At 45.5% G+C, this 13,657-nt stretch carries 13 protein-coding genes; 6 read left to right on the top strand and 7 right to left on the bottom strand.

Annotated elements, in window-relative coordinates:
* From FD968_RS06555 to FD968_RS06545, 3 genes are all read right to left on the bottom strand, one after another.
* A complete protein-coding gene (locus tag FD968_RS06555; RefSeq protein WP_215364837.1) occupies positions 1-990 on the bottom strand; it encodes a DnaJ C-terminal domain-containing protein in 990 nt (329 codons plus the stop codon).
* 62 nt (positions 991-1,052) lie between these two features.
* Positions 1,053-2,600: a UxaA family hydrolase gene (locus FD968_RS06550; RefSeq protein ID WP_215364835.1), complete on the bottom strand. Its 1,548-nt coding sequence runs from the start codon at positions 2,598-2,600 to the stop codon at positions 1,053-1,055.
* Between the two features lie 26 nt (positions 2,601-2,626).
* Entirely contained in the window at positions 2,627-3,589 is a 963-nt protein-coding gene (locus tag FD968_RS06545; protein WP_215364833.1) for a tripartite tricarboxylate transporter substrate binding protein, read from the bottom strand.
* A 64-nt stretch (positions 3,590-3,653) separates the two neighbouring features.
* Here FD968_RS06545 and FD968_RS06540 point away from each other — a divergent pair, with 64 nt between their 5' ends.
* Positions 3,654-4,799 (top strand): mandelate racemase/muconate lactonizing enzyme family protein, encoded by a 1,146-nt coding sequence (locus FD968_RS06540; RefSeq protein ID WP_215364831.1) that lies wholly within the window; start codon positions 3,654-3,656, stop codon positions 4,797-4,799.
* Here FD968_RS06540 and FD968_RS06535 read toward each other — a convergent pair.
* Positions 4,786-5,721, bottom strand: a complete 936-nt coding sequence (locus FD968_RS06535) for a 3-hydroxyacyl-CoA dehydrogenase family protein (protein WP_215364828.1) — start codon at positions 5,719-5,721, stop codon at positions 4,786-4,788. The genes FD968_RS06540 and FD968_RS06535 overlap by 14 nt on opposite strands.
* Positions 5,722-5,863: 142 nt before the next feature.
* Between FD968_RS06535 and FD968_RS06530 the strand changes: the two genes are divergently transcribed.
* The 4 genes from FD968_RS06530 to FD968_RS06515 all read left to right on the top strand — a co-directional run bounded on the left by FD968_RS06530 (position 5,864) and on the right by FD968_RS06515 (position 9,599).
* On the top strand, positions 5,864-6,796 hold the full coding sequence (locus FD968_RS06530; protein WP_251367525.1) for an SMP-30/gluconolactonase/LRE family protein: 933 nt from the start codon (positions 5,864-5,866) through the stop codon (positions 6,794-6,796).
* Complete coding sequence (locus FD968_RS06525) at positions 6,783-7,532, top strand: GntR family transcriptional regulator (RefSeq protein ID WP_215364825.1); 750 nt, start codon at positions 6,783-6,785, stop codon at positions 7,530-7,532. Before FD968_RS06530 ends, FD968_RS06525 begins: the two co-directional genes overlap by 14 nt.
* Positions 7,533-7,538: 6 nt before the next feature.
* On the top strand, positions 7,539-8,588 hold the full coding sequence (locus FD968_RS06520; protein WP_215364822.1) for an Ldh family oxidoreductase: 1,050 nt from the start codon (positions 7,539-7,541) through the stop codon (positions 8,586-8,588).
* 69 nt (positions 8,589-8,657) lie between these two features.
* On the top strand, positions 8,658-9,599 hold the full coding sequence (locus FD968_RS06515; protein ID WP_215364820.1) for a tripartite tricarboxylate transporter substrate binding protein: 942 nt from the start codon (positions 8,658-8,660) through the stop codon (positions 9,597-9,599).
* 23 nt (positions 9,600-9,622) lie between these two features.
* Here FD968_RS06515 and FD968_RS06510 read toward each other — a convergent pair whose 3' ends face one another.
* The gene (locus FD968_RS06510) at positions 9,623-10,324 is read right to left on the bottom strand and encodes a pirin family protein (protein ID WP_215364818.1); all 702 of its coding nucleotides are present in this window, start codon (positions 10,322-10,324) and stop codon (positions 9,623-9,625) included.
* A gap of 79 nt (positions 10,325-10,403) precedes the next feature.
* Between FD968_RS06510 and FD968_RS06505 the strand changes: the two genes are divergently transcribed.
* Positions 10,404-11,816, top strand: a complete 1,413-nt coding sequence (locus tag FD968_RS06505) for a TAXI family TRAP transporter solute-binding subunit (protein ID WP_215364816.1) — start codon at positions 10,404-10,406, stop codon at positions 11,814-11,816.
* Here FD968_RS06505 and FD968_RS06500 read toward each other — a convergent pair whose 3' ends face one another.
* Positions 11,817-12,275, bottom strand: coding sequence for a phosphate-starvation-inducible protein PsiE (locus FD968_RS06500; RefSeq protein WP_215364814.1), 459 nt, complete (start codon positions 12,273-12,275; stop codon positions 11,817-11,819). It abuts the gene before it with no gap.
* Between the two features lie 104 nt (positions 12,276-12,379).
* A complete protein-coding gene (locus FD968_RS06495) occupies positions 12,380-13,654 on the bottom strand; it encodes an NAD(P)/FAD-dependent oxidoreductase (protein ID WP_215364812.1) in 1,275 nt (424 codons plus the stop codon).
* Positions 13,655-13,657: the final 3 nt, after the last annotated feature.

The following is a 13,657-nucleotide window of genomic DNA, read 5'->3' as shown; positions in this document are numbered from 1 at the left end:
TCATCCCTTCAAATGGGTTCTAGGGTTGAAATCAAAAGCCTTCTCAAAAGCTTGATAAGCCTCTTTGTGGGCATCAGTATCTGCAGGTGGCAGAGCAATCGTTGGCACAACATAGAGGTCGCCAGGTTCAGCACTCGGAACACCTTTACCTTTAAGACGCATCTTACGACCAGCGATAGTACCCGCTGGAATCTTGAGCTCTAAGGTAGACCCCGCAGGGGTAGGGACATTTACTGTAGTGCCCAATGTGGCTTCCCATGGTGCCAATGGAATATCAATGAAGACATCTTTGCCATCAACGCGATAGATTGGGTTGGGGTGGAAATCAATTTCGAGATAAAGATCGCCTGCTGGTCCCTCACCAATGCCAGGACCACCTTGGCCTGAGAGCCTGAGGTTTTGTCCGGCCTTAATACCTTTGGGAATACTGACATCCAGCTTGCGCTCTTGTGTGCTGACATGACCACTCGCATCTTGAGTTGGCATGTGTAATGCAATCGTACGCTTAGCGCCGTTATAAGCATCAGCAAGATCAATCAAAATTTTGGCGTGATGATCTTGACCCTTGAAATTCATACCCTGGCGAGTATTGCCGCTATGACCACCGCGGCCACCTTGACGATGCTTTCCTCTGCCAAAGAGGGATTCAAAGAATTCGCTTTGATCACCTTCAAAGCCACCGCCGTAACCTGGGTGGCCACCACCATAACCGGCATCAGAATATTCAAAGCCCTCGTTCCAATTCGGTGGAGGAGTAAAGTCTTGGCCGTTTTTCCAGTTTTCACCAAAGCGATCGTATGCTGCGCGCTTCTCGGTGTCCTTCAAAACAGCATAGGCCTCACCAATCTGTTTGAACTGTTCTTCAGCACCAGCTTCTTTGTTGACGTCTGGATGATATTTGCGAGCTAGCTTACGGTAAGCCGCTTTGATCTCTGCCTCGGTGGCCGAGCGGGCGACACCGAGGGTTTCGTAGTAATCCCTAAATTTCATAAGCCTGTATTAATCCTTAAGCATTCATCATCAATACCTTAAGGATTAATTCTACAGGCGTATTAGCTCATCACGCCAATTTGCCAGGGCACAAACTCATAATCGCCCAATCCCAAAAGCTCGCTTTTGGAGGGCTCTCCAGAGGCGGTTCTGAGGAATAGCTCAAAGATGCGCTGACCCATCTCTTGGACGGAAACCGTACCATCTAAAATTTCGCCGCAATTGATGTCCATATCCTCAGTGAGTCGCTGGTACATTGGAGTATTGGTGGCCAATTTGATGCAGGGAGCCGGTTTAGAACCAAACATGGATCCACGACCAGTTGTGAAGGCAATAAGATTGGCTCCACCGGCGATTTGCCCGGTAGCAGATACTGGATCAAATCCTGGTGTATCCATAAAGACAAATCCTTTAGCGGTGACTGGCTCTGCGTATTTATAGACTTCCATCAGTGGGCCTGTGCCACCTTTCATCGAAGAGCCTAAAGACTTCTCAAAAATATTGGCAAGACCACCAATTTGATTTCCGGGGCTGACTTGACCATTGATTTGTACATCACGGCCAACGGAGTACTCATCTTTCCACCAGCGAATCCGTTTGATGAGTTTTTCCCCAACTGCTTGACTAGCGGCGCGACGGGTGAGAGTGTGTTCAACACCATAGATTTCGGGAGTCTCAGACAAAATTCCGGTGCCGCCGTGGCGAGACAAAATATCAATCGCAGCACCTAATGCTGGATTAGCAGTAATGGAAGAAAAACCATCAGAGCCACCGCATTGCAAGCCAACAGTGAGGTGACTGGCCGAAACAGTTTCACGCTTGGCTTTATTTGCTTCCGGAAGAAGTGCTTTAACAGCTTCAATACCTGCTTCAATCGTTTTGCGAGTACCACCAGATTCTTGCATGATGAAGGTATGCAAGTTTGTACCTTCTTTAAGGTCTTCTTGTTCCATCAAACCTTTGAGTTGATTACGCTCGCAACCTAAGCCAACAATGAGTGCAGCAGCAAGGTTGGGGTGACGCGCATAACCAGCCATTGTGCGGCGAAGAAGCTGCATTGGTTCACCACTCATTTCCATGCCACAACCAATGTCATGACTAAATGCCACTACGCCATCTACATTTGGAAAATCTTTTAAGCGCTCGGGAGTAAACCAATCCGCAATTTTGTTCACAACGGTTGCAGAGCAATTCACGGTAGATAGAATGCCAATGAAATTGCGTGTACCCACTTTGCCATTTGGTCTGACATAGCCCTGAAATGTAGCGCGCTCAGATTCTGGCAACATTTGCGTTGGTTTGAATTCGCTGGAATAAGCGTAGTCACGATCAAATTCACGGAACTCCGTGTTATGGCTATGAACCATGGTGCCTGGTTCAATATCGGTATTAGCAAAGCCCACAGTCACGTTGTATTTCAGAATAGGCTCACCCTTAAGAATCTTTTTGGTGGCAATTTTGTATCCAGCAGGCACTTGACTGCGACTTGTAAAGTTCTCGCTAGGCACTTCAGTGCCAATACCAACGTCGACTCGCGCTACGACAATATTGTCGTTAGGGTGGAGGCGAATGATTGGGCCAATCAGGCGTTTTTCGGACATTTCAATCATGGATTTCTTTCAATGAGATGGTTTGATTATTCAGCAGTCGCGCCAGATTTCTTCACAATAGGGCCCCACTTAGCAACTTCTGATTTGATGTATTCGCCTAATTGGTTGGGTGTGCTAGTAATAATTTCAAAACCTTTGCCATTAATTTGGCCTTTGATTTCTGGATTATTGAGAACGCTAATGAGTTGGGCATTGAGCTTATCAACAATCGCCTTAGGCGTATTAGCGGGCGCAACGATTGCGTATACAAGTTCTACTTCAAATTTAGGGAGGTACTCTGAGATCGCAGGAATCTCGGGAGCATTTGGTGAGCGTTTCAGACTAGTAATGCCCAGTGGAATCAATTTGCCAGAGCGTACATAGGGCAAAGCCGCTGGAGTGCCAACGAGTGCAGTTTCAATTTGACCGCCCAGTACATCTGTTAACGCAGGCGCAGCGCCTTTGTATGGGACGTGGAGAATGTCTGTGCCTGCCTGAGTATTAAATAACTCACCACCAAGGTGAAGGGGTGTGCCAGCGCCAGAGGAAGCAAAACTCACTTTGTTTGGATGCGCTTTAGCGTAAGCAATTAGTTCTGGAATGGTTTTAAATGGCGCAGAAGGGTTTGCAACAAATAATAATGATGAGGATGCAACCAGGCTTACTGGTGCAAAGTCCTTAACCAAGTTGTAATTTAGTTTCTTATATAAGGTTTCATTAATCGCTTGCGTACCCACCATCATCAGAAATAGGGTGTAACCATCTGGTTTAGAGTTGGCTACATATTCGGCGGCAAGGTTAGCGCCAGCACCAGGTTTGTTTTCAATGATGATAGGCTGACCAAGATTTTCACCAAGCTTTGGGGCAAAACCTCTGGCCAAAACATCTGATGGACCCCCTGCGGCAAATGGAATCACCAACCTGATGGGTTGATTCGGGTAGTTTTGGGTTTGAGCACTGGTGGCAAAGCTCATGCTGATCAGCGACAATGCTAAAAAGATTTTTCTCATGTAATGTTCTCCGTATTCCTGATGTTTATTCTTATCTAATCTTGCTTTAAATGCTTTACAAAAAATGAAAATTACTCAAGCAACCATTTTTCCTCTATCGATACCACTGATTGAGCCAATCAAGATGGCCAAAGAGCTTATTGTGGATGCTAAAACTGTATTGCTTTGTTTGACGGATGATGAGGGACGCCAAGGCTGGGGTGAAGCCTCAGTTGCGCCACTCATGACCGGAGAAACTCTCGATAGTCTATTGGCTAGTGTGAAATATTTGGTAGAAAAAGCGCGCGCAATCGACTGGAATGACCCGGCACTCTTTTCTAAATCCTGTGATGCCATTTTGTACGGCAATCCCTCTGCCAAGTCCTGTCTAGAGATGGCCTTACTAGACTTATATACCCAGAAAAAATCCATTTCTCTGTGGAAATACTTGCGCTCATTGAATGGCGATGTTGATACCTCAGACCCAGCTGAGATTCCATTGCTGCGTATGCTGGGTGGAACGCTAGAGAAGGAGATGGCTGATGCCAAATCTTTTCGCGAGGCTGGATTTAAATATTGGAAAATTAAGACAGGTTCTTTATCGCTTGAAGAAGATTTGCATCGGGTGGAGATACTTTCAGGTCTGCTAGAAGGAGATGTGATTTCAGTGGACGCCAATGGCGCCATGTCTTTAGAGAATGCCATCCGTTTTTGTGGATCACCACAGGCTAGTAAATTATCGTTTGCAGAACAATTGATTAATGCAGACTCTGCTTTGGCTGATTTCGCAACACTCAAACAGCGCTCAGTTATTCCGATTGCCTTGGATGAATCCATCCATGGTTCAAATGAAATTGAAGAGTTCATGAAGGCAAAAGCACTCGATGGCGCTAGCTTAAAGCTCATTAAGACTGGGGGAGTGCTAGAAGCCTGGAACTGCGCGCAACTCTTGCGAGCAAACCAGCTCAAGCTTAACCTTGCCTGCAAAGTAGCAGAAACATCTCTCTCTGGGGCTGCAACAGCCTCCATTGGTTTTGCGATCGGAGAGGTTCCTTGGGGGTTTAGCATGTCAAATCAGTATCTGCGTTTCGATATTTGCGATCGCCCATTATCCGCAAAGCGTGGCCATCTCGATGTCGCTCAATTGAACGACGTGGGAGTTGGTGTTACACCTAATCTGGAGCGTGTGAAAGATGCTGTGGCTCAAGGCTACTCCATCATTCAATATTAAGAACGTCAAAAGCGGCTTTTAATCTGCGGGAGTAGGAGTCCGAAACCGTTTTGATTTGTTCTGGAGTCCATTTCCGAAAACCTTCGCCTGCTTTCATACCAGTTTTGCCATCGGCCATTAACATCACTACCTTTGGTGGCAGGGTAGTGATGTTGGAGAGCGATGGGTAAATTTCTTTTGCAGCATTAGCCATTCCATCCCAGCCTGAAATCTCTTTTTGGGTCATCGGGCCCACAGCGGCGTATCGGAAGCCAAAGCTATATCGCACGGCATCGTCAATATCTTCTGGAGTTGCAATACCCTCTTGCACGAGAGAGAGGGCTTCTCTCATCAAGGCGTGCTGGATGCGGTTGGCTAAGAACCCGGGAATATCTTTCTTCACTAAAACCGGCTTTTTGCCTATTGCCTTATAAAGCTCGCAGGCTTGTTCTGCAAATTGGATATCAGTCTTTTGTCCCATCACAATCTCAACCAATGGCACTACTTCTGCTGGCATGAAATAGTGGGCACCCATCATGCGGTTTGCAGTCTTAAGACCTTCTGCAATTTTGCTAATTGGAAAGCCAGAGCTATTGCTGCCAATGGGAATGTTGCTGGGTACTACTTGATCGAGGTATTGAAAAACCTGTTGCTTCAGTTCTAGGTTTTCTGCCACTGTCTCAATTACCCATGAGCACTGACCCCAATCTTGCCAGTCTTCGAGGATTCCAACGAATTGCTGCTTCTTAAGGTCAGCTTCATCTTTGGTGGCACCGTCTCCAACCACGCCAATTTTCTTTGCCAAGGTGATGGCCTTGTCTAAACAGGCATCCCCTTTCTCTTTGGATCTACCTAGAATGATTACAGGGATGTTTTGGGCAATAAAGCCGGCTGCGATGCCAGCACCCATGATGCCGGTTCCGATAACAGCTACAGATTTCATAATTTTGAACCTATACGGTTAAGTATTAAATGAGCTCAGATCGATTACGATCAATAAGTGCTTAAGATTAGCATTATTTATGGTTTAATAGGTAAATAATAAAACTTACTTATCCGTATAACTTATCCAAGGAGACCCCTTCATGACGATGCATAACCCCTTTCAACCTGTTGAGAAAATCAAAACGGAAGTTTTTTCAACCATGCCAGCGAAATTTAGGAATAAATCTCGCACAGGTTGGTCTGATCCAAATCGTCAAGGCGCAGAAGTAGAGTGCTTTTTAGAGGGGCCTTCCTTTGATCGCGAAGGCAATCTATGGTTTGTGGATATTCCATTTGGCCGTGTCTTCCGTATTGATACCAAGGGTGAATGGGAGCTGATTACGCAGTACGACGGATGGCCAAATGGCTTGAAGTTTCATAAAGATGGTCGCGCATTTATTTGTGACTACAAAGCTGGCTTACTTGCGCTAGATCCAAAGACCGGAAAGATCGAAACCATTCTCGGTTCGATGTATAGCGAAAACTTCAAAGGCTTAAACGATCTACATTTTGCTTCTAATGGCGATTTGTATTTCACTGATCAAGGGCAGACTGGTATTGCAGATCCAACAGGGCGGGTATTTAGATTGCGCGCCAATGGCCAATTGGATCGCTTGGCGCTTAACGTGCCGAGCCCTAACGGCATCACACTCAATACACAAGAAAAGCATGTATTTGTAGCGGCTACTAGATCGCAGCAAATCTGGAGATTGCCATTGATGGCCGATGGCTCTGTATCTAAGACGGGTGTAGCTGTTCAGTTAACTGGTGGCGTTGCTGGACCTGATGGTATTGAGATGGATTCAGAAAACGGCTTGTTGGTATGCCATCTTGGTATTGGCATCTGGAGATTTGATAACAATATGTTGCCAACCCATTTGATCTATTCTGAGAATCCACATCACCATCATTTAGCCAATATGTGCTTTGGCGGTGCAGACGGAAAAGACCTCTACATCACTGAGTCTTTATCGGGAGACATTCTCAAGGCACGTGTGCCGGTTGCTGGTAAAAAAATGTTTGGACTTTCCTAAATTGGCTGAGCGATTACCGTTATATAAGTCTCTAGCTAATACGCTAGAGCAGCGAATCTATAACGGTGATTGGCCGGTTGGGTCGCTCTTGCCTGCCGAGGCGGATCTCTGTCGAGATTTTCAGTCTAGCCGCCATACTTTGCGTCATGCGCTGCAAATATTGGAGGCCAATGGCTTGATTTATCGCCATCAAGGTGCGCCAACAAAAGTGGTGTCACGCCAGCGCTTGCGTAGATTTACCCAAAGCTTTAATTCGCCAATCGATATTTTGAGTTACTCACGTGATACCTATCGTGAAAATCTGGTTGAAGAATTTATCGAGCTAGATCAATCCTTAAGTCAAATTGTTGGCGCACCAATTGGCTCATCTTGGTATCACATTGGCGGTATTCGTAAACGCCAACAAGCAGAGGAAGTCATTGCTTGGACGGATATTTATATCTTGCCTCGGTTTGCATCTTTAACTAAAGATCCAGAGCATACGCAGGTGATGGTCTATGAGCAGATCGAGAAAAAATATGGTGCTCGAATTGAGCGGGCTGAAGTAGATGTCTATGCAGCACTACCATCGCATGAGATTGCCAGAAAGCTCAATATCAAACCCGATACCTCCTGCTTGGTGATTATTCGTCGCTACTTTGATGATCAGGATAAGTTGTTTGAGGTAACGGTGACGCATCACCCAGAAAATAAATACGTCTACAGTATGGAATTTAAAGCGAGCTCAGAAGCTTAAATTACGATGAAATACTTGGCTATAACCGACGCGCAAGCTTTTATATCGAATGCGCTTCAGTCGCAGAAGGTACCTGCGGCGGATGCTGACATTATTGCTAATCTCATGGTGAAGTCTGACTTAGTAGGAGCAGATGGTCACGGTATTTTCCGCTTGCCGGCTTACCTTAAGAGAATTCGTGCGGGTGGCGTGAACCTCAACCCGAATATTCATATTGAGCGTGAGCAGGGTGCAACAGCACTGATTAACGGTGATAACGCCTTAGGTCATTTAGTGATGAATAAAGCTGTTGAGCTTGCAATCGAAAAAGTAAAACAACATAGCGTCTGCTGGATTGGGAGTCATTACGGCAATCATTCAGGAGCGGCCTCTGTCTATGTGCGTAAGTTAGCCGAGCAAGGCTATATTGGCATCTATATGGCAGTAGGTAATGCCAACCATATGGCACCTTGGGGTGGTATTGATTTGCTGCTTTCCACTAATCCAATCGCGATTGCAGTACCTGCAGGCGATGGCCCAATAGTGCTCTTAGATATCGCAACAACCGTTGCTGCTTACGGTAAGGTGAAAGTCGCAGCACAAAAGGGTGAATCGATTCCAGATGATTGGATGATTGACCGTCAAGGTAAACCTATTACGGATCCAAAAAAATCTGCTGAAGGCTCTTTACTACCTATTGGCGGTTATAAAGGTTATGGCTTAGCGGTGATGATTGGATTGCTCGCGGGCGCACTAAACAATGCGGCGGTTGGCAAAGGTACGATTGATTTCAATGCGCATCACGACTTAGTTACCAATACCGGGCAAACTATTATTGCCGTAGATCCGAGTGCCTTTGGAAACAAAGAAGAGTTTGTTGCTAGGGTGATTGCTTTAGTCGAGGATTTAAAGAATTCTGCGACTCTACCTGGAGTTAAAGAGGTACGCGTGCCAGGTGAAGGGGCTGCAAAAACTATGGCAGAAAGAAGTCGAATGGGAATTCCGGTTGCCCCTGAATTGCTGGAGGCCTTAAATGCTTGCGCAAAAGAGTGCGGCATTCCTGCATTGAATTTATAAATCTACAGAATTACTGGAGGAGACAATATGTTTAAAAAATTCATAAAAAACATAGTAATAAGTGCAGTAATGATTCCGGCGGTTGTTCCAGTGCTCATGGGTTCAGCATTAGCTGCTTACCCAGATAAGCCAATCAAGATGATGATTGGCTATGCCCCCGGAAGCTCTACCGATATTGTTGGCAGAATGATTGCCAATGATCTCAGCCTTGCTCTAAAACAGCCAATCATCGTAGAAAACCGTGGCGGTGCTGCCGGTAGCTTGGCTGCAGACGCTGTTGCAAAAAGTAATCCTGACGGCTATACCATTTTGTTTGCACAAAATGGTCTTGCGATTAATGTGGCGGCTAATCCGAGATTACCATTTAATGGGCAAAAAGATTTATTGCCAGTTGTTGGCGTAGCGGCTACTCCACATATTCTGATTGTGAACAACAATTCTCCAGCCAAGACAGTTGCAGACTTGATGGCTATGCTCAAAGCGGATCCTGGTAAGTTGAGTTTTGGATCTTCAGGTATTGGTAATTCAGATCACATGGCAGGTGAATTATTTTTAGCTACTACTGGATTACAAGCGATTCATATTCCTTATAAAGGTGGATCACCAGCCGCTACTGACTTAGTAGGCGGTCAGATTGACTTCTATTTTGCTGGCATGCCAGTTGGCTTACCTTTATATAAGGGTGATAAGGCTAGAGCATTGGCGGTCACCAGTAAAAATCGCTTTAGCGGTGCGCCAGAGTTGGTCACCATTCAAGAAGCGGGCGTGAAGGGTTATGAGATGGCTTTATGGCAAGGAGTTTTTGTGCCTGCAGGTACGCCGCAAGCCATCATCAAAGAGTTAAATAACTCTGTACTGAAACTCTTAGAGACTCCAGAGATGAAAGATCGTTTTCAGAAAGCTGGCGTTCAAATTGCGCCAATGAATACACAGCAATTTTCAGACCTATACTTCTCAGATATTGCACGCTGGAAAGTCGTGATTGAGAAAGCAAAAATTAAGTTAGATTAAAGCTTCTTTCCCTGTGAGAGTTATTAAGCGCTGAGGTCAAATACCAAGACTTCAGCGTTTTTTCCATTGGAGAGGCTTAACTGATTTTCATCTTGAATCATCAGCGCATCTCCATCATTCAAGGTTTGGCCGTTGACATCTAGAGAGCCGCGAATCAGATGAACATAGGCTTTACGCTTTGGATCTACTACTAGTTGCGCAGATTGGGCGCCATTAAATAATCCCGAGTACATTTTGGCATCAGCTGACATCGAGACAGATCCTTCTTGACCAGTGGGAGAGGCGACCAAACAAAGCGCGCCATTCTTGTTTACTTGAGGAACAGTTTTCTGTTCGTAGCTAGGCGCAACTTCCAGAACATTCGGTTCAATCCAAATTTGCAAGAAATGCGTCGTCTGATCTTTTGCGTGATTGAATTCGCTATGCATGACGCCAGTACCTGCACTCATGCGTTGCACATCTCCTGGGGGTATGCCTTTAATATTTCCCATACTGTCCTCATGGGCTAACTCGCCAGAGAGAACGTAACTAATAATTTCCATGTTGCGATGACCATGCTTGCCAAAGCCCATCCCAGGAGCAACGCGATCCTCATTGATTACTCTGAGGTTGCCCCAGCCCATAAATTTAGGGTCGTGATATCCCGCAAAGGAGAAGGAGTGGAAGCTTTTGAGCCAGCCATGATCGGCATAGCCCCTATCGGTGGATTTTCTGAGAATTAACATATTTAGAGCAGTTTATTCTGATGAATTAGGAATAAGGACATTATCATTAGCTTTTAGGATATTTGCTGATTGGTAGTCTATGGCAAGCTTTAAACAGAGCGTTCATGAAACTTTCTTAGGTATTACTGAGACTGCTCAGGAGTGGTGGACTGACTTTACTCAATTTTTGCAAGAAGCATGGCCTCTCTTAATCTTTTTACTTATGCTCTTGATGGGCATTTGGTGGTACGCAGATCCACCCCCTCCTAGGCATGTGCTGATGGCCACTGGATCACCGGGCGGCTCCTACGAGATGTTGGGCAAGAAGTATGCCGAATTCTTTGCCAAGAAGGGCGTTGTTCTTGAGTTGACGCCAACTAAAGGCGCCCAAGAAAATCTTGCACGCCTGAGTGACCGTAATGATCCAGTGCAAGCAGCATTTGTCCAGGCTGGTGTAGCGCACCCGAAAAGTGTTACCGGCATTCAATCGCTAGGCGCGATTGGTTACGATCCCATTTGGTTTTTCTATGTTGGCCCAGAGGTGAAGTACAGCGAGTTTGAAGTTGTAGGAGGACATGCTAAATTTTTCTCCAATCGCAAAGTTTCAGTGGGGGTGGAAGGCAGCGGAACTCATGCGCAGGCAATGCGCATATTGAAGACCACTGGAATAGATCAAACTAAGGTGCAATTTCTGAACTTGCCTGGCGAAAAGGCAGTAGAAGCTCTTCAAAAAGGCGAGATTGACGGGGCATTCCTCGTGGATTCCTTTGATGCACCAAATGTGCAGGCGCTGCTAGCAGATCCCAAAATGCATCTGGTGACATTTAAGCGCGCTGAAGCCTTTGCCAAGATTATTCCTTATCTGCAGATTCTCAAGGTACCCGAGGGCGCCTTTAGTCTGTCACGTAATTTTCCCAGTGAAGATTTAAAGCTCGTTGCAACGACTACCAATCTCTTAATTGATGACCGCATGCATCCAGCAATTCAATTTCTATTTCTAGAGGCTGCAAGAGAAATTAATGGAAGAGAGTCATTCTTTACCAAAAGAGGTGAGTTTCCCTCCTTCAAGGATTCTTTATTGCCAGAAAGTCCTGTTGCAATTCATTATGAGAAAAACCGCTATCCACTGATCGCGACCTATTTTCCATTTTGGTTAGCGGAGTTTATTAGTAGATTGATTTTTGTCTTATTGCCATTTTGCGTATTGGCTTACCCAGCTTTACAAGCATTGCCAAGCTTTAGAACTAGGCGAATGTATAACAAGATTAATCGCCTATATGGTGAGCTCAAGACCTTTGAGCAGGACTTGTTAACAAACTATGACGAAGCTAAGCGCGATGAATATCTGAAGAAATTAGACTTGCTGGAGTATCAGGCGCTCAATATCAAGGTATCAAAACGCCTCGCTGGTGATTATTACGCTCTACGTACCAGCATTGATTACGTCCGAAATTGTTTGAATAGGGGCGTGCACCCCTATCAATATGACGCTGGCGTTGATATGGATCTCTAGTTACTCACCATCACTGGTTCTACTTGGGAATTTGAAAGAGGCATAACGGACAACTGCATTTGCTAGCGCTAGAACTAAGATGGTGATGCCCATAAAGAGGATGGCCAAGTCAGCCTCATGTTTTGTATTGACCAAGTCAATGATCAAACGGGTCACCGCAGTAATGGCAACATAGATCAAGAAACGCACTGGCATATGGTTGGTCTTGAAATAAATACCCACCATGGCGCCAATTTCTAAATAGATAAATAGTAACAATAAGTCTTCAATTGATGCGGAGCCTTTTTGCATCATCCCTATGAATGCAACAGCTGCAGACCAAACAGTTGCGGCACCAATGCCAAACAAGGCAATTCGATGAAAGAGTGATACAAAGAGATTGCCAACGGGCACAGTCCATTTTTCAATGATGGCCTCGATCTTGGTCGCATCTTTGGGTGAGGTAGGGGTCATACTCATAAAACCTCCAAGGTGGTATAGATTGAGTTAAGTATATTTCTCAAACGGGCTAAATCAATAAAAAAGAGGCTTGATAGCCCCTTTTTTATCAGTGTTGCTCTGGATTAGCCTAGTGAGTCTGCCCAGATGTTATGAGCCCATCCCCAGGCATAAACCCCTTCTAGGGTAGATGGTGCAGGTGAAAGCCCTCCAGAGCCAGGAACCGTTTTAAAGGTCTTCTCTGCAGTGTTGTATTGATGCACGCTCGCAACGTGAACCACTTCACGCTCATTCACAAAGCTATAGCAAGTATTGGTAAGAACAGGGGCTGGATTGACATCCCAACCACTCAGCTCAGCAACAATGGCTGCCGCCGCTACTTTGGCATGTTGGTTAGCCATGTGACCTGACTTGGGCATTGCTGGAGCAATTTGAATGGAGTCTCCCAGCACGTGGATATCTTTTTGTGCAGTAGATTCAAAATTCAGGAAGTTGACATTTACCCAACGACCATTGGAATTTGCTAGACCTGTTTTTACTGCAATCTCACCGGCACTCATCGCAGGAAGTAGATTTAAAACATCTGCCTTAATGTCATCTTGTACTTCAAACTTCAAGGTCTTGGTTTTAGCATCTACCGCAGTCACATTGTGCTTTGGTAGGTACTCAATGATTCCGGAATATTGCTCGGCCCAAACCTTTTTAAATAAAGCCCCTTTAGAAGTGACGTCCTGGTTGGCATCCAATATCAATACTTTAGATTTTGTTTTGTTTTGTTTGAGATAGTTTGCTACTTGGCAAGCCCGCTCATAAGGCCCAGGAGGGCAGCGATAGGGCGCTTCTGGAATGCTGATGGCAAAAGTTCCACCATCACGCATGGATGCTAGCTGTTTATGCAATGCAACTGTTTCAGGACCCGCTTTCCAGGCCTGCAATGTGACGCCTGCCTTATTAGCTTGAGCTAAGCCTTCGATGCTATTCATCATCAAAGCTACGCCTGGCGAAACAATGGCTTTGTCATAAGGCAAGGTTTTGCCAGAAGCCAGTTTGACAGTCTTCTTAACAGGGTCAATGCTGGTCACGCTATCTTGAATTATTTTGACGCCATGACGTTTGCTTAAATTGTCATAAGGACTTGTAATCTCGGAGATAGTGCGCGAGCCTCCTACAACTAGATTGGATAGTGGGCATGAGACAAACGACGCATTTGGCTCAATGAGGGTTACCTTGGCTGTGTTATTCGAAAAGAGACGCAAATACTTGGCCGCAGTAGCTCCACCATAACCACCGCCAATGACGAGGATTTCTGCTTTTTGTAGGTTTGCGCGTGCTTGACCAGAGAAGCCTGCAAGCATGCCAAGTGCTGCTGCACTTTGGCCGATAAAGTGTCGACGATCCATGGT

Origin of the sequence: Polynucleobacter sp. AP-Titi-500A-B4 (assembly GCF_018688095.1) — a bacterium.
GTDB lineage: Bacteria > Pseudomonadota > Gammaproteobacteria > Burkholderiales > Burkholderiaceae > Polynucleobacter.
Note: the sequence above shows the minus strand (reverse complement) of the source record. Positions and strands in the feature narration are given on the sequence as shown.